This window comes from Thalassotalea sp. SU-HH00458, assembly GCF_040362795.1.
Classification (GTDB): domain Bacteria; phylum Pseudomonadota; class Gammaproteobacteria; order Enterobacterales; family Alteromonadaceae; genus Thalassotalea_H; species Thalassotalea_H castellviae.
On the sequence record NZ_BAABWW010000008.1, the window covers coordinates 100,351 to 116,955 of the forward strand.

Sequence of the window (16,605 nt, forward strand, 5' to 3'; positions counted from 1 at the left end):
TAGCAATAATTAACAACCAGATAAAAGCAAGCACATGGAAAGTAAGCCATTATGAAAAATTTATCACAAAAAGTCTTAATTGTTGATGATGAAAAAGCTAACAGAAAGATACTCAAAGAATTACTCCAAGATGAAGCGACAATCATTTTTGCTAAAAACGGTGCACAAGCCGTTGAACTTGCTCGTAAACATCTTCCAGATTTAATGTTGCTTGATGTGATCATGCCTGATCGCTCTGGTTTTGAAGTGATTGAAGAAATAAAAAGTGATAAAAAAACCATGAATATTTCAGTGATTTTTGTTACTGGATTAGCCAATAGCGATGATGAAGAGCGAGGTTTTGACTTAGGTGGCTGTGACTATATTTATAAGCCCTTTAAAGCAAACATAGTTATCGCTCGCGTCATGATGCATTTAGAATTAATAAAGCAAAGAAAAATGCTCAACGAAGTTGCACACTTAGATGCGTTAACGGGTATTTCAAACCGACGTAGAATGGATATTGTGCTTGCCGATGAACTTGCTGCCAATAAACGTGATCATAAAAAATTAGCGGTTGCGCTTATCGATGTCGACTATTTTAAACATTACAATGACCATTATGGTCATGGTGCTGGAGATGCAGCCCTAAAAAAAGTCGCCACAAGTTTTCGAGAAGTGTTACAACGGCCACGCGATTTTGTCGCGCGATACGGCGGTGAAGAATTTTTAATTATCTTACCCGATAGTAATATTGAAGGTACTCAATTAATTATTAACAATGTAATGAAAGCACTAGCAGAAAAAGCCATTAAGCATGAATACTCTTTAGCCTCAGAGTTTCTTACAATCAGTATTGGTGCCGTTATTGTTGAAAGCGACCAATCCATTACACCAGCAGATGTATTAGCTAAAGCAGATAAATTACTCTATCAAGCGAAAGAAAACGGCAGAAATCAACTGGTGATAGAATCTTTATAAACTATATGAGTTATCACCAAATGGGTGGCCATTGCCCATGTTTCTTAATATAGTTTTCTATCGGTTGACTTTTATAGCTCGATAAATAGCGCGTTTGTACACTTGAATGTACGTAGGTTGGAATTTCAGTTTGAGCCGGTATTTCTCTAATACGTTTACCCAGTAATTTATATTTACCTTTATATTCATTATGTTGACTTGCATTAGCGCAGTTATGTGCTCTTAATGCTCGTTGTTTTAATTGATTATCAAACGCCAAACCGCTATTTTCTGCCTCGGTTAATAACCATTGCATGGGAATGTCTGACAAGACTTTGCCATCATTATCAGGTTTATAACTCCCCCCTATATCCGCATGAACACCAGCAAACCATACTTGCGCTAAATCAACATCATCTCTTGGTTGCCAAATTGTTGCTTCAAAATCATCGCGAGTTTCATCGAGTGACAATGCGTGCCGCACAGTTTTCAAGTTACTGCCCAATTTTCTGTCATAAAAAAGATGTTTATCTTTTATTAAGCCAAAAATACTAAAGGGTAATCCCAACGCCCCAACGGTATCCCAAACGCCTACAAAGTGAATTTTTACTTGATTCGCTATTGAGTGTTCGGCTCGCCAATCTTTGGCAAACTGACTTTTTGGCGTATGCTTTTTCGTTTTATAAATATCAAAGGCTTTTTCGACTAATCGCCCTTCAGCACTTTTTAATACACTACAATTATTAATTAAGCCGCATAAACTCCTAATGGTGTATGCACCTCGGCTAAAACCAAACAAATATATTTCATCACCAATATCATAGTTATGAACTAAAAATCGGTAACCGTCTAAGACATTTTTTTCTAAGCCCGCACCAAATGCACCACCAGATAATTGGTCATGATAAGAACCTATTCCCCAATCATAAAAAACTACCTGTTTAGTGCCCGTATCATCTTCCGGCAATAAATGCCGAGCAAATGTCAGAACACTAGTAGGATATTGATCTTTGCCTAATTGTTCAGGCCGATTCCAAGTTCCATCAGCACAAATAATAATACGTTTCATTTTAACATCCTTGCTGGTTGCACGAGAGTAAACGATGCCTCTCATTGTTACTTTACGAAAAAATTCACTAAAAACAGTGTAGACAAAGGAGAAAAAATGACCATTGAATAAGCCATATTTCCCAAATTCAATCCCAATGAGTAAAAACGGCTTTGATGAATTTTTCATGTATTTAAGCCATTAAGGTAAAAAGAGTGTATAAAGCGTTGAAATGAAGCGTATAATAAAAACTACTAACTACTAAGCTTATTATTACCAATTCATATGGCTTTGAAATCAACTATTTATAAAGCAACCATTCATTTATCCGATATGGATAGAGATTATTACGATACATTAAATTTAACGGTAGCTCAGCACCCTTCTGAAACAGATTTTCGTTTAATGACACGTTTTCTCGCATATATTTTACATGCTCATGAACATTTAGCCTTTGGCAAAGGCTTAAGCGATGAAGATGAAGCGGCACTATGGCAAATCAATTATTCTGAAGAAATAGAATTATGGATTGAGCTAGGTCAACCGGATGAAAAACGAATCAAAAAAGCCTGTAACAAAGCACAGCATACTGTTTTATATGGCTATAGCTCACCGTTTGACGTTTGGTGGCAGCAAAATAAAAATAAACTCGCCCAATATAAAAATTTAACGGTATCGCGCTTTAATGCTGAAACGATCAAAAACTTAAAGAAATTGTTAAATCGCACGATGGAAATTCAAGCCAGTATTCAAGATGGTCAGTTGTGGCTCACAATAGGCGATGAAAGCTTATTGATTGAAAAAGAAACTTTACAGTTTGAGGAGTAATCCTCTCAGTATCTTCATGTTAAGTTATTGCAAAGTCACACTAAATCTTCAATAGTATGATCAACTCCTCACAATAATTAAATAATGATGATAAAAAAAACAAATATAATGTTGGCAAAAAATGCTTTAACGATGGCTTTGTCTTTGAGTTTCACTCTCTGCACTTCTGTGAATGTTTTTGCCAATAATATTTCCCTCGACTCAATGACCAAAGATATTACTTTTTTAGCAAGTAATGAGCTCAATGGCCGGGCAAATTTTTCTGAAGATATTGATAAAGCGGCTAATTATATCAGTCAGCGTTTTCAGGAAATTGGTTTAGTGCCATTGGAAAGTGAGCAATCTTTCTTACAGTCTTTTGAATTAATCAATATAGCGCCTGAAAAGCTTAGCGCTGTTATCAATGATCTTGAAATAGCAGATAAACACATAACCATGGCAAGTACCATTGAACATTTCAATTGGACGATACCACAAGATTTTTCTACGCATGTCATTGGCAAAGACGATAACATGCGAGCAGTTATTAGTTCGCTTAATCAAACCGGCGGCAAACACTTAGTGTTAATAAACACGGCTCATGCAAAGTTATTTTCGAGCTATCGAGGTTACTTTGCTCGCGGATTAAATAAATTAAAGCTTGAGCACCAAGGCGCCATAGTCATGGTATTAACCGATGAACAACAGCTTGAATCTGTAAACATTTCGGCAACATCAAAGCTTACCAAACATAAACTGACTAATGTGGTGGGCGTATTACCGGGTAAGAAAAAACCGAAAGAAATCGTTCTATTTTCAGGACATTATGATCATTTAGGCATCACTCCTGCGAGTAATAAGCATGATAATGCAGATGTTATTTATAACGGTGCTGATGATGATGCCTCTGGGACAACAGCAGTCATTAACCTCGCGCAATACTACGCAAAGAAAGAAAATAATGCGCGTACATTAATGTTTAGTGCTTTCACCGCGGAAGAAATTGGTGGCTTTGGGTCGCGTTATTTTTCACAACAATTAAATCCCGATGATGTTGTCGCGATGATAAATATTGAAATGATAGGAAAACCTTCTAAATTTGGTCCTGGTGAAATGTGGATGACAGGTATGGAACGCTCAAATTTAGGCAGCTTACTTAATGAAAGCTTAAAAGATAAAGGCAATAAAGTACATCAAGACCCTTACCCTGAGCAGCAATTATTTTATCGTTCAGATAATGCGACATTAGCTCGTTTAGGCGTGCCAGCTCATAGCTTTAGTAGTACACAGTTAGATAAAGATAAACATTATCATCAAGTATCAGATGATTTAGCAAGTTTAAACTTATCTTCTATGCTTCAGGTAATTGAAAGTTTATCGATTGCTACACAAGGTCTTGTTAACGGCGATATTACCCCAACACGCGTTGATGTTAATCAAGTAAAAAAACGCGGTAAAATATATTAACTAGCGGATACATTCACGCAATTTTTCATTCGAAACACCTCATTTGAACGAAAAAAATACCGCAACAACAAAGTAGCTGCGGTATTTTACTTTTCAGTCAAACAAGATTATTTATGATGTTGTCTGCTTCGATTAGCAGACGATTTAGTTCTTGTTGAGCTGCTTTTTGCCACTCGGGTAGACTTATTACTAGAGTGACCTCCCCTTGCTTTATATGTTTTCTGGCTGCTTTTTCTGTCCACATGCTTACTTTGTGTTTTATAAACAGGTTGACTCGCTTTATGCTGTTTTTGCGCCACAACTTTTTGAGAGTTTCTGTCGAACGATTTAACGTTTACCGGTTGCTGCGTTGTTCTTTTGCTAACCACTTTGTTCTGATGGCTCACTATACGCTGTTTATTAACAAGTTTATGATCCCTTTTTGAAACGTTTCGAGTGGTTTTATGCTGAACTTTAACCCTGCTTTTGTTTTTTAAACGTTGAGCAACTTGCTGATGTTTTCGGGTAACAGTCTTAGGTAACACCTTTTTAACACTATGATTTTTCAAGTTATTTTTGTTTTTATAACTTGTGTTTACTACTACTTTATTATGATTATGGCGGATCACACGGTCGTGCTCAACACTTGGTCTATTGCTGCTATAACGATGTTTCACTTTTTTACTACGATAAGCCACGCCACGGCGATGCTGAGGATCATGACTCCAACGTTTAGCGTGATGGCTTGTCGCTATGCGTCTATTTGAATGATAATAACGTTTTTTGTGATGGTGTCTCACCACATGGTGATTACTCCAGTGAAAAGCACTAAAGAAGAAATCAAAACCGATATGCACCGATGAATGCCAATAAAAAGGTCCGTGATAATACGCGTAATGTCTTGGACGATGCCAATACACAGGCGGATAGTGTGACCATCGCCAATGCCCGTAAACTACACGAGTATCATAATAAGGCACATAAATGACTTCAGGCTCAGCCGGTTCTATAATGATGGTTTGTTTTTCTCTAACAATATCGACATTATCCATTTGCGATAAATTGCCAGCTTCATCGGCTTGATGTCTTAAAGTTTGAATACTTGCTAAAACGCTAACTTCATCTTGTAAAAATGCATCGCCAAGTTTTCTCATCCAATCAAGATCATTACTTAGGTTTTCAACGATTCGAGGAAAAGCGACAAGTGCTTTTACGCTAGGATCCCAATCTTTGTCGGCTGCTTTCGATAAAATTTCTTGCCCGTTTTTATTATCATGTTCTTTAATAAATCGATCCGCCTCTATCACTTCTAACGGATAGGTGGCTGCAATTAAAATATGAGTAAGTAAAGTATCGGGATATAACGCGATAGGCGCTAATAGTTGTTCGAGTTGTGCTTGGCTAAACTGAACGCCCTCTGACTGACTTTGTTGAGTGTTTTCATCCGCTATAACAGCAGTTGATGTCATAACTCCTGTAGAAAGCACTAAAGCAGAAATCATCATGGCTGAAGAAAATATGCTCGACGAAAAAATTCTTTTTCGAGATTTTGGTTCTAGTGCTGTTTGATTGATTGAATTAATTGAGCTAATCATAGTTTTCACCTCTCTGTGAGCTATGATTTTCAGTTTACTCGTCGTAAACTGAATGAATACTGAACGAATGTTAATTTTCGATATAATTCACATCCATTCATAAAAATAAGACTACAATTAACTGGAAAACGACACTGTAAATTTGGCTCCGGCCAACTCTGTTGAAGTAGTGATGACTAATGTTCCTTGATAACTTTCTACCAAATCTCGGACAATAGCGAGTCCGATACCATGACCTTGCGCATAAGTATCAGCTCGCGTACCACGCTGTAAGATGCTGTCAATCTTATCGTCGGCAATTCCACAACCATCATCTTCAACCGAAATAATTAACGACGACTCGATTTTACTAATTGTTAAGAGCACCTGCTGATTAGCAACTTTACAAGCATTATCCATTAAGTTGCCAATTATCTCCAAAAAGTCCGCCTCATCACCTTTAAAGATTATGTCAGTTTGCATCCGTTTATTAATAAAAAGGTTTTTATCTTGATATATTTTCTGCAAACTATTTAATAATTTTTCAACACATGGAGCAATTTTAACACCTAAATGCCATGAGGATTGTCCAGCACTCTGCGCACGTTTTAATTGGTGCTCAATCATAGCATTGATTTCATCAAGCTGATTTTGACTCTGGTTTACATCTTCAGCGGATAATTGACCTTGCAGTACAGCTAAAGGTGTTTTCAAACTATGTGCGAGATCAGATAAAGCATTTCGATATCGTTTTCGTTGATTTTGTTCTGTGATTAACAAGGTATTTAGTTGCTCGGTAACTTGTTTTAATTCTTGCGGATACTTTTCTTTCAGTAAGCTTTCTTTGCCTTGTTCAATCCCTAAAATTTCTTTTTTCAAAATAGCGAGCGGTTTTAAACTCCAGTTCAACCAAATGAATTGTAAGAGTAACAACACCGCCATTAACACAAATAACCCTAACCAAAGTTGTTGACGAAATTCAGCCATCAACATTTGATAATCGGCTTGTTGTTTAATGATATGTAAGGTCATTTCTTGCTGAGTGTTTTCTTCACTTGAACTATCTGAAAAACTTACCGAAAAGCTATAAACAAAGTGATTAATATCAACAATTGGAATCGAATAAAAACGACTTTCACCAACCTGAGGAGATTGCAACTCATAAGGGATCACCATGGCAAGTAATGACGCAGAACGCCATAATGTTCGAGGAATATTCCCTTTAGAAGTCATTAACGCGTATAACCCGGATTCACTGGTATTAAACTGATTTTCAGCTAACGCTTCAGGCATCAGTAACAAGCCATCTTCAAACTCAGCTACCGCTAATATAGAGTAAGAATAAGCGACCAGTTCATTTTCAACACTGGCATTCATGTGTTTTTGATAAGCGTTTGAAATAAAAAAAGCAACAATGGGCAAAATCACCATGACCAAAACTAACGCGCTGACAATAATGCGAGACTTTAACGAATTTAAATAACGATGAAAAAAGTGAGTTATCATTGCTTTTAGTCAGACGGAAATTGACGAAGTTTATAGCCTTGGCCGCGCAATGTTTCAATAAATTGATATTGCCCTTGCGGATCAAGTTTTTTACGTAATCGTCTAATAAAAACTTCAATGACATTTGAGTCTAAGTCAAAGTCTTGATCATAAATGTGTTCTGTTAATTCAGTTTTAGATTTTACCTGACCTTGATGGAGCATTAAGTATTCGAAGACCTTGTATTCATAACTACTTAAGCTGACTTCACTATCATCTACTTTTACTAACATACTCGCTGTATCTAAAACAAAAGGTCCGTTGGAGATCACAGGACTTGATTGACCAACACTACGTCTGATCAGTGCATTTAAGCGAGCGAGCAATTCTTCTTGATGAAAAGGCTTAGTGAGATAATCATCAGCGCCAGCATCTAAACCGTCCACTTTATCTTGCCATCGATCACGTGCCGTTAAAACTAAAATAGGAAAACTGATCCCCTGGCTTCTTAATGATTTAATTAAGGTTTTACCATCTACTTTTGGCAAACCTAAATCAATAATCGCAGCATCGTAGTTATATTCTTGTCCTTGAAATAAACCTATTTCGCCATCATCAGCAAGGTCAACACTATATTTTGCGGTTTCTAACTGGATTTTTAATTGTTGCTGTAAATCAAGATCATCTTCAACTAATAATACGCGCATTGTTTATCTTCCTGAAATTCGACCCGATACGGCATCAACCGTAACCGTAATAACATGACCATTATTCTTTAATACTTTGACTTTATATCCGCTATTACCATTAACTTTCGTTCGTTGCACTTTCAATATTTTGCCACCAAATTGCGATTTAACTATTCGAGCAGCCTGTTGTGAACTGCTAATAGCAAGTGAACTTGATTTAGCACCTTGAATATATGCACCATGGTATGCGGCAACAGGCATCGCAGAGAAAGACCAAGTAGTAACAACACTACTTAAGACGCTTATCATCAACAATTTTGAAACCTTAGTCATAGAGCTCATTTCACCTACCAATACTGAGTTAATTAAAAACTAGGCTCAGTGTAAAAGTAAACCACCACCAATTCCATAAAATTATCCTTACTGACCCGTTGATATTTTAAAGAGGTAAACTGAATCAATGCTGAACACCTTGTCTATGATTCGTATCAGTGAACAATTAGCGCTAGTTTTTTATTATTAATTTTTATTCATGCAATTTAGTTGTTCAGCTAACATTCAGATTAACTAAGGTTAAATGCGCTTAACGAATACATTTTCAAGGATATTATTATGTTCAAGTCATTAAACCTAGTAGCACTATTGACCTTATTTTCAGCATTAACTATGGCAAATGAGTCGATAGCTAACAACCAGACAATATCTGTCGGAAGCCTTAAGCAAAATTGGCAACAACACCAAGCCATCAAACAATTAAAAACCGTTGAAAACACGTTAAGTAACAGCCTACAGGGTAAAACACGCGATCAAATCTTAAGCCTAAAAAAACAGCAAGTGTTTAAACAAACAAAACCTGCGATGTTAGCGAACAATAACGCAGCATCGACGGCGCAAGATAGCGCGGTTTCAAGTAATAACTGGTATCGAAGCTTTAATATTTACGATGGTTTTAGCCAATTAATTGAAGATTATGATGAAGATGGTTTTTATCAAACCTTTAGTGTCACGTTTGATGCCGATGTGATTGATACTTATCATATTGATCAGGCAAATGTTTACGCTGAGCTGTATTTAAGTAAAAATGGTGGCGATTGGATTCATTATTATACCACCGATATCTTTTCGATTTACGGTGAAAGTGAAAATGATCAATACGAAGTGTATACCACCTTAAACCAAGGTTATATTTCAGATAATTATGATGTATTAATTGATTTATATGAAGTAGGTTATAGCGATATTGTTGCCTCGTATAGCTCAGATAATACCAATGCGTTATATGCATTACCACTAGAAAGCAGTGATTACGATCCAGATTATGTTGAATATCACAGTGAAAGTCATGGCCATGGCGGCTCTACTTCTTTGATGGCCCTGTTGTTACTTTTATTTATAGTCGTGTTTAAAAGTCACATTCAAAAAGCTTAACGTCGTTTAACGTAAGATAATTATCAGCAAGCACTCAGGGATAAACCGAGTAAAATGGCTTTATCCCTTGAACGAACTAAACACATTACAAGGCTAAACTGATGCTATATGTACAATGTATAGCCTTTGCTTCATTTGAATAAATGTTTGTAAACACCTTATCACTTACCCCTAACTCAAGAGGGATAAATTGCACTCCTTTACTTATGCCGTTAATTTCATTGCGTTTATAATGACTCTTTTTGAAGACTAATGATTTATCCCATGACGGGTGAGTTAAATGCAAAAAATCATCGTTTAACAACCGCCATTTTCCTTCAATGTACGACTGAAGGTAATCTTCTTTTTTATCATCCCATTTATTAATTTCAATTATAAATTCATCCGGTTCTTTTAAGTATAAAGTTGTCGCATCTTGACAATCTGTTGCGCCATATTCGTTCACTAAAGGGATTTGATACGTATTATTAATACTATTTGCCTCAGGCTGAACGTATCCTTCAGGAAATAAATATAACCCTAAATTATTTTCAGTAAAGGAATGGTTATTGGCAGATATTAAACTGGCAGTAGAAATATTAAATCCTAGCTTTGATAACACGGCCATTAAAGCATTTAAACGGTCTCTACTGTTGAGGCTAGGAGAATAAACAATGGCATTGTCATTAATATCATTCGGATAAGGTAAGCGATTTAATATCACGTTAAATGAACTTTTATCTATAGCACTTACTACTTCGTTAACTTTATTTTGAGGTAAATGATTCGTATAAAGATGCACTTGTGTTTTAGAACTGCATGAAGCAATGAATAACAGTATCATTATTATTAATATATTTTGCATAATACCTTGTAATTTCAGTAAATCATCTTGGATTGCGAATGTAATATAAATGAAGAGACAATTCCAATATTGCTTTTTATTTACTACACTCAACAGGTTCATCAATAATAAAAACTATAAAAATGAGGAAATAAAAATGACAGAAAAAATAGCAATTCCTAAATGGTTCAAGGTTACCGCAATACTTGCTTTTGTTTGGAATTTACTTGGCTTAATGGCGTTTGTTAGTCATATCATGATGACGCCTGAAATGATCAGTGAATTACCAAGCCAAGAACAAGCTTTATATAATGATTTACCTATGTGGGCGACCGCCGCTTTTGCTATCGCAGTATTAGCAGGAACGCTCGGTAGTTTATTATTAGTGCTAAAAAAGAAAATGGCAAAAATATTACTTATCGCTTCTGTAGTTGGCGTAATAGTACAAAACTATCATTCGTTCTTTGTGATAGATTCAATGGCCGTTTACGGTACAGCAAGCGTAATAATGCCGATTATGGTGTTGATTATAGCTATTACGTTAATTGTATTAGCCAATAAAGCAGAAAAGCATGCATGGCTCAGTTAAAAGGTTATTGATAGGACGAAAAGAATAAATAAAAAGAGCCATACATTGTGGCTCTTTTAGTTTAAATAAATAACATAGCGTATTGGTAAAGTTTCAAAACGAATTACCTAAGGTGCTTAACCTTAACTTTTTATTCATTTTTAAACTTGTTGAGCCAAGATAATACCTTAGGAAAATGATCTTTCACCGCTAATTTATGCGTTAATATATTAATGTGATCATAATCAACTAAGTTACCCGCTTTAACAGATAGCACCGAGAATTTAGCTTGTGGGTTTGATTCAGCAATAAAATGTTTCACATCTTCAGGATGTCCTAATAAAGAATCGTTTATTCCGGTTAAATGCCATGATGCAGGCCAATTAACCTCTTTATTAGCGTCATGATAATTAAAATTATCATGACTATCTTGCCATATCGATTCATTTAACCAAGGAATACTTTGTTGTAAAAAAAGAAAAGTTTCGTTATCTGAACCCGCTTTAAGCTTAACTAGATCAATGTATCTTTTGTGCTTGGCTAATTTTGGCGCTAGCCATCGCCAGAACCAATCAATTTTCAATTTCTTTTTAAAGTGCGTTTGATGAATCACTCTTTTTGTACCAAAAAAAACTAAACGAGCTATATCCTCAACACGATCAGGATTTCTGGCTAAAAATGCTTTTAGTAAAACACCGCCCCATGAATGACAGACAATATGCATCGGTTGCTTAGTACGCGCTTTAATGAAATCGATAAAAAGAGGAATATCGTGATTGATCATTTCCCATTGACCGTGCTCTGCATCCTCTGCTATGGGTGGTTTACTTAATCCTTTTCCCCGAAAATCTGCCACATAAACATCAAAACCATGTTCAGCAAGATAACAACCGAGTCCTCGACCTGACTCAGTATAAAAGATTTTTCCATTCTCCATGGTGCCATGAAGCATAAGCACAGGAATGCCATGTGGTTTTTTGACGATATGACGAAGGTGTAATTGGTGCTCGCCATCATTAATGTATAAAGATTCTTGTTGCATAAGAACCAGCTGATTAATTAACAAGTAAAACTACTTTACACAACAAGAGGTCTGACCACAACTTTAGTTAAGTGATTTTTTACGTGTGAAAGTCATCATAACGCCTAAACCCGCGAGTAAAACCACAAGAAATAGTCCTACCACACCCAACACTTGATCAAGCGCTTTAATGCCTGTCCAACGTAAATAATGAATATTATAAATGGTATTAATAAAATCGGTATCTACGCCTTGTTGGCGCAGGGTCATGCCTTGCCAATTAAGGTTTATTCTAACATCTGTACTAGTTGTAATTAAAAAGTTATCAATTGACTTAATTTCACCATATCTCGCTTTATTGCTTTTAATGGCATCATTAACTAACTGATAAATTGCTTGTTTATCGGGGGGAGCAATAATTTCAAATGACGTAGGTGAAATATGTTGCCAACCTTGCTCTGTTTTGACTAAAACATGATCGCCTAAAATAGTCTTAAGCTGCCTAATTTCAAGCCAATCTTTTTTTCTTTCCAAAAAGTCCGTCTCAGAGAAACTTGTATCCGTTATTGTTCTAGCAAATAAGTCACTCTGTACTAACGGATAAGTTTTGATAACTAAAGGTTGATAAGCTGTTTTATAACCAGGCTTAAAGAAAAAAAACACACCTGTTATCGCCCAAGCAATAAAAGGTAACAGCATAAAAAAGCCTAAGTATTGATGTAATTTTTTCACTGAACGTCCCTGATAATGAGTGTTCCATGATTTTAACATATTGATTAAATAACATTTATATCTTTTAACCACATATTATATTTAACCTGAACTCGGCTTACTTCCATGGAAGGTTAAAATTGAGAGATAAAAAAACCTGCTAAAAAGCAGGTTTTTAAATTTATTTATCGTAAATTAAGCCATATGCACTAACATATTACTTGGCTCTTCTAAGAATGATTTCCATAAGTTACAAAAACGAGCGATCGTTCCACCATCAATAATACGGTGATCACCAGACCAACTTACTTGCATAATAGAACGCGCTTCTACTTCACCTTTTTCATTAAAACGCGGTAATTTTTGCAGCTTACCTAACGCCACAATAGCAGATTCAGGTTTGTTAATAATTGGCGTTGCCACAGTACCACCGATTGCTCCGATATTTGAAATAGTGATAGTACCACCTTTCAAGAACTCGCTTGCAACACGACCAGAGCGTGCAGCATCAGTTAACTGCATGATATCTTTCGCTAAATCGATAATAGTTTTATTTTGTACCTGTTTAACATTCGGTACTAATAAACCCACTTTAGAGTCAACCGCCATACCGATATTGTGATCATCAAAGTAAGTTAATTCAGTACAATCTTCGTTCGGCTGTGAGTTAACCACTGGGAATTGCTTTAATGCTAATGACATCGCTTTCATGAAAAATGGCATCATGGTTAATTTAATATCTTGTTTGGCATACACTTCTTTTAGTTCGCCACGCAATTTAATTAAATTCGTCATATCGATCTCTTCACAATAGGTAAAATGAGGTATCGTCGATACTGAATTCACCATCGCTTTTGCCATCGCTGCTTTTACGCCACGAATCGGCTCTGTACGTTTACCGCCTGCGCTCGCTTGGTGAGTTGTTACAACATCAGAGGTAGTCGCTTGACTTACTAGTTCGTCATTACTGTTAAACGCAACAACATCTTCTTTGTAAACACGCCCTTTTTTACCGCTGCCTGGCACTTGGTGAATATTAACGTTAAGTTCACGAGCTACACGACGAACAGCTGGACTTGCTACCGCTTTTTCATTGATGACTTTAGCAGTTTGTAGTTTAGGCTCAACTTGTTTTTCAACGGAGGTATTTGTTGATTTTGACGCGCTCGCTTGCTGAGTTTTCATCTCAGTAGACGTATCGGCTGTTGATGTTGAACCCGCTCTTTCTATTGCAAATAATGGTTGATGTACTTTAGCAATGTCACCTTTGGCATAATGTAACTTCACCACTTTTCCGGCATACATGGCAGGGATTTGCACTAATGCTTTATCGGTCATTACATCAGCAACAGGTTGATCTTCTTCAAGAATATCACCTTCTTTAACAAGCCAATCAACCACCTCACATTCAACAATACCCTCACCAATGTCAGGTAAGATAAAGTCTTCAACAATGACCCCAGACGAGTTTTGTTGCCTTGTCTCAGCAACACTTTGCTCTGTTGTTGATTCATTTGCTGGTGCGATAGTATCGTTAGCCGCTGATGGAGTTTCGTCACTTGGCGTCATTGAAAACAACGGTTGATGAACCTTAGCAATTTCACCTTTTTGGTAAAATAATTTATCGACCACCCCAGAGTGCATCGCAGGAATTTGTACTAAAGCTTTATCTGTCATGACATCAGCAACAGGTTGATCTTCAGCGATGGTATCCCCTTCACTTACTAGCCATTCAACCAGTTCACATTCAACGATACCTTCACCAATATCTGGCAATATAAAATCAATGCTCATGTTTAATAATCCTAGTAATTTACGCTATTTTTAATGGCTTCGTATGTTTTTAAATGATCGCTAACATACTCTTTCTCTAATGCTAATGGATAAGGCGTGTCCATTCCGCAAACTCGTGCTATCGGTGATTCAAGATGTAAAAAACACTCGCTTTGTATGGTGGCGGCTATTTCACTGGCAAACCCTGCTGTTAATGGCGCTTCTTGCGAAATGACTAAACGACCAGTTTTCATTACCGAGGCGGCGATCGTGTCTACATCCCAAGGGAGAATCGAACGTAAATCAATGATTTCACAAGAAATACCGTCGTTCTCCGCCATTTCTGCAGCTTTTTCAATAATTTCCATTTGTGCACCCCAAGCAAGTAAAGTGATATCACTCCCTTGCTTAACAACTTCAGCTTTACCAAGTGGTAATTGATAATCTTCTTCTGGAACTTCGCCGGTTGATGCACGATACAAACGCTTAGGTTCAAAAAATATCACGGGGTTATCATCACGAATTGAAGCAAGTAACAAGCCTTTCGCCTGATACGGATTACGTGGTACGACAATTTTTAAGCCTGGTGTATGGGCAAAATATGCTTCGGGAGATTGGCTATGATATAAACCACCTGCGATCCCTCCTCCATAGGGTGAACGAATCGTTAACTTACCCACATCAAACTCATTACCACTACGGTAGCGAAATTTTGCCGCTTCATTAACAATTTGATCGAAGGCAGGAAAAATATAATCAGCAAATTGGATCTCGGCAATCGGTGTACTACCTTGGGCTGCTAAGCCGTTGGCAAAACCGATAATACCTTGCTCAACTAATGGAGTATTAAAACAGCGAGATTTACCGTACTTTTCTTGTAAACCACTGGTTGCACGAAAAACACCACCAAAGTGACCAACATCTTCACCAAAACATAAAGCGCTGTCGTTTTCTGCCATGGCAATATCTAATGCATTATTAATCGCTTGTAATAAATTCATTTGCGCCATTACTTAATTCTCCCTGCAGTAAACGGGTATGACTCTGGATACTTTTTAATATGTTGTTTTAATTCATTTAATTGCTTGTTAAGGTGCTCAGGAACTTGATCATAAATATCAGTAACTAAGTCTTCTACTGGCGGTTTATCGATTTTTTCAGCCACTTTTACTGCCGCTAAAACCTCTTCACGCAAGCTTTCAAATAAAGCAGTTTCTTGTTCTTCATCCCACCATTTATTCGCTAGCATCCAATTTTTCATTCTTAAGATAGGATCGTGTGCTTGCCATTTTGCTTCTTCCTCACGTGTACGATAGCCAGAAGGATCGTCTGAGGTAGAATGTGCACCAAGGCGATAAGACATCGCTTCAATAATGACAGGTTTGTTCTCTGCTAAAGCATATTCACGCGCAAGTTGTGTTGCTTTTAAAACCGCTAGAATATCGTTGCCGTCAATGCGAATAGTTTTAATGCCATAGCCAACACCACGCGAGGCAATACCATTACCAACAAATTGCTCATCTGCCGGCGTAGAAATAGCATATCCATTATTGCGACAGAAAAAAATCACTGGCGCTTGATGAACTGCAGCCATATTAAGACCAGCATGAAAGTCTCCTTCAGATGCAGCACCTTCACCGAAATAACACATAGTGACCGCTTCTTTACCTTGCAGTTTTTGTCCGTAAGCATATCCAGCTGCTTGCGGGATTTGTGTGCCTAACGGAGAAGATATCGTCATATAATTTAACGCGTTACTACCATAATGAATCGGCATTTGACGACCTTTACCTAAGTCTTTCTCATTAGAAAACATTTGATTCATAAAGTCTTCAAGTGAGAAACCGCGGTACATTAGAGCACCTTGTTCGCGGTATTGCGCCATGATCATGTCTTGATCTTCAAGTCCTGCAGCACCACCAACACTTGCGGCTTCTTCGCCTAATGCCGCCATATAAAAACTAATACGACCTTGACGCTGAGCACCCACCATTCTTTCGTCTAAGACACGATGAAAAGCCAATGCTTTGTATATTCTGGTTGCTAATGCTTGGTCAATTTTTGGTAATTCTGCACCTTGATAAACATTACCGTCTTGTTGCAAAATTTTGAGGATAGGGATTTCTACAGAGTGACCATCAATAAAAGCAGGTTGATGGACAACCGGGCTTTCTTTATAAACTTCAGCGTTCATAGCATTCTCTTTATTATCAGCCTTGCGAGCAAGGGGGAACGAATAACCATCTTGAATCAAGTATAGGATCACTTTACTTGCCAAGCATTGATACCAAGT

General features: G+C 37.0%; 16 protein-coding genes. 5 read left to right on the forward strand and 11 right to left on the reverse strand.

The window, feature by feature from the left end:
* Positions 1 to 51 precede the first annotated feature (51 nt).
* Positions 52 to 960 (forward strand): GGDEF domain-containing response regulator, encoded by a 909-nt coding sequence (locus tag ABXH06_RS13330; protein ID WP_311582720.1) that lies wholly within the window; start codon positions 52 to 54, stop codon positions 958 to 960.
* 13 nt (positions 961 to 973) lie between these two features.
* On the opposite strand, the gene ABXH06_RS13335 is transcribed toward ABXH06_RS13330, so the two are convergent.
* Positions 974 to 2,176 carry a T6SS phospholipase effector Tle1-like catalytic domain-containing protein gene (locus ABXH06_RS13335; RefSeq protein ID WP_311582717.1) on the reverse strand — a complete coding sequence of 401 codons (1,203 nt, stop codon included), beginning with the start codon at positions 2,174 to 2,176 and terminating at the stop codon, positions 974 to 976.
* Positions 2,177 to 2,272: 96 nt separating this feature from the next.
* On the opposite strand from ABXH06_RS13335, the gene ABXH06_RS13340 reads away from it, so the two are divergent.
* Both ABXH06_RS13340 and ABXH06_RS13345 read left to right on the forward strand, forming a co-directional pair.
* Positions 2,273 to 2,815 (forward strand): YaeQ family protein, encoded by a 543-nt coding sequence (locus ABXH06_RS13340; protein WP_353518545.1) that lies wholly within the window; start codon positions 2,273 to 2,275, stop codon positions 2,813 to 2,815.
* A 108-nt stretch (positions 2,816 to 2,923) separates the two neighbouring features.
* Complete coding sequence (locus tag ABXH06_RS13345) at positions 2,924 to 4,261, forward strand: M20/M25/M40 family metallo-hydrolase (protein WP_311582712.1); 1,338 nt, start codon at positions 2,924 to 2,926, stop codon at positions 4,259 to 4,261.
* A gap of 107 nt (positions 4,262 to 4,368) precedes the next feature.
* On the opposite strand, the gene ABXH06_RS13350 is transcribed toward ABXH06_RS13345, so the two are convergent.
* The 4 genes from ABXH06_RS13350 to ABXH06_RS13365 form a co-directional block, all read right to left on the reverse strand.
* Positions 4,369 to 5,835, reverse strand: a complete 1,467-nt coding sequence (locus ABXH06_RS13350) for a DUF3300 domain-containing protein (RefSeq protein ID WP_311582709.1) — start codon at positions 5,833 to 5,835, stop codon at positions 4,369 to 4,371.
* A gap of 117 nt (positions 5,836 to 5,952) precedes the next feature.
* A complete protein-coding gene (locus ABXH06_RS13355; protein WP_311582706.1) occupies positions 5,953 to 7,320 on the reverse strand; it encodes an ATP-binding protein in 1,368 nt (455 codons plus the stop codon).
* Between the two features lie 5 nt (positions 7,321 to 7,325).
* Positions 7,326 to 8,006, reverse strand: a complete 681-nt coding sequence (locus ABXH06_RS13360; RefSeq protein WP_311582704.1) for a response regulator transcription factor — start codon at positions 8,004 to 8,006, stop codon at positions 7,326 to 7,328.
* A gap of 3 nt (positions 8,007 to 8,009) precedes the next feature.
* Positions 8,010 to 8,330: a PepSY domain-containing protein gene (locus ABXH06_RS13365; RefSeq protein WP_311582701.1), complete on the reverse strand. Its 321-nt coding sequence runs from the start codon at positions 8,328 to 8,330 to the stop codon at positions 8,010 to 8,012.
* Positions 8,331 to 8,600: 270 nt separating this feature from the next.
* Between ABXH06_RS13365 and ABXH06_RS13370 the strand changes: the two genes are divergently transcribed.
* Positions 8,601 to 9,416 (forward strand): choice-of-anchor H family protein, encoded by an 816-nt coding sequence (locus ABXH06_RS13370; RefSeq protein WP_311582699.1) that lies wholly within the window; start codon positions 8,601 to 8,603, stop codon positions 9,414 to 9,416.
* Between the two features lie 85 nt (positions 9,417 to 9,501).
* Here the strand turns inward: ABXH06_RS13370 and ABXH06_RS13375 are convergent, their stop codons facing one another.
* A complete protein-coding gene (locus ABXH06_RS13375; protein ID WP_311582697.1) occupies positions 9,502 to 10,260 on the reverse strand; it encodes a hypothetical protein in 759 nt (252 codons plus the stop codon).
* A 136-nt stretch (positions 10,261 to 10,396) separates the two neighbouring features.
* On the opposite strand from ABXH06_RS13375, the gene ABXH06_RS13380 reads away from it, so the two are divergent.
* A complete protein-coding gene (locus ABXH06_RS13380; RefSeq protein WP_311582695.1) occupies positions 10,397 to 10,828 on the forward strand; it encodes a hypothetical protein in 432 nt (143 codons plus the stop codon).
* 130 nt (positions 10,829 to 10,958) lie between these two features.
* Here ABXH06_RS13380 and ABXH06_RS13385 read toward each other — a convergent pair whose 3' ends face one another.
* The 5 genes from ABXH06_RS13385 to ABXH06_RS13405 form a co-directional block, all read right to left on the reverse strand.
* Complete coding sequence (locus ABXH06_RS13385) at positions 10,959 to 11,849, reverse strand: alpha/beta fold hydrolase (RefSeq protein ID WP_311582693.1); 891 nt, start codon at positions 11,847 to 11,849, stop codon at positions 10,959 to 10,961.
* A 63-nt stretch (positions 11,850 to 11,912) separates the two neighbouring features.
* Positions 11,913 to 12,560, reverse strand: a complete 648-nt coding sequence (locus ABXH06_RS13390; protein ID WP_353518546.1) for a PepSY domain-containing protein — start codon at positions 12,558 to 12,560, stop codon at positions 11,913 to 11,915.
* Positions 12,561 to 12,734: 174 nt separating this feature from the next.
* Positions 12,735 to 14,333, reverse strand: coding sequence for a dihydrolipoyllysine-residue acetyltransferase (locus ABXH06_RS13395; protein ID WP_353518547.1), 1,599 nt, complete (start codon positions 14,331 to 14,333; stop codon positions 12,735 to 12,737).
* Between the two features lie 11 nt (positions 14,334 to 14,344).
* Positions 14,345 to 15,322 (reverse strand): alpha-ketoacid dehydrogenase subunit beta, encoded by a 978-nt coding sequence (locus ABXH06_RS13400; protein ID WP_353518548.1) that lies wholly within the window; start codon positions 15,320 to 15,322, stop codon positions 14,345 to 14,347.
* Positions 15,322 to 16,506 carry a thiamine pyrophosphate-dependent dehydrogenase E1 component subunit alpha gene (locus ABXH06_RS13405; protein ID WP_353518549.1) on the reverse strand — a complete coding sequence of 395 codons (1,185 nt, stop codon included), beginning with the start codon at positions 16,504 to 16,506 and terminating at the stop codon, positions 15,322 to 15,324. The genes ABXH06_RS13400 and ABXH06_RS13405 overlap by 1 nt, the downstream gene beginning before the upstream one ends.
* Positions 16,507 to 16,605 lie beyond the last annotated feature (99 nt).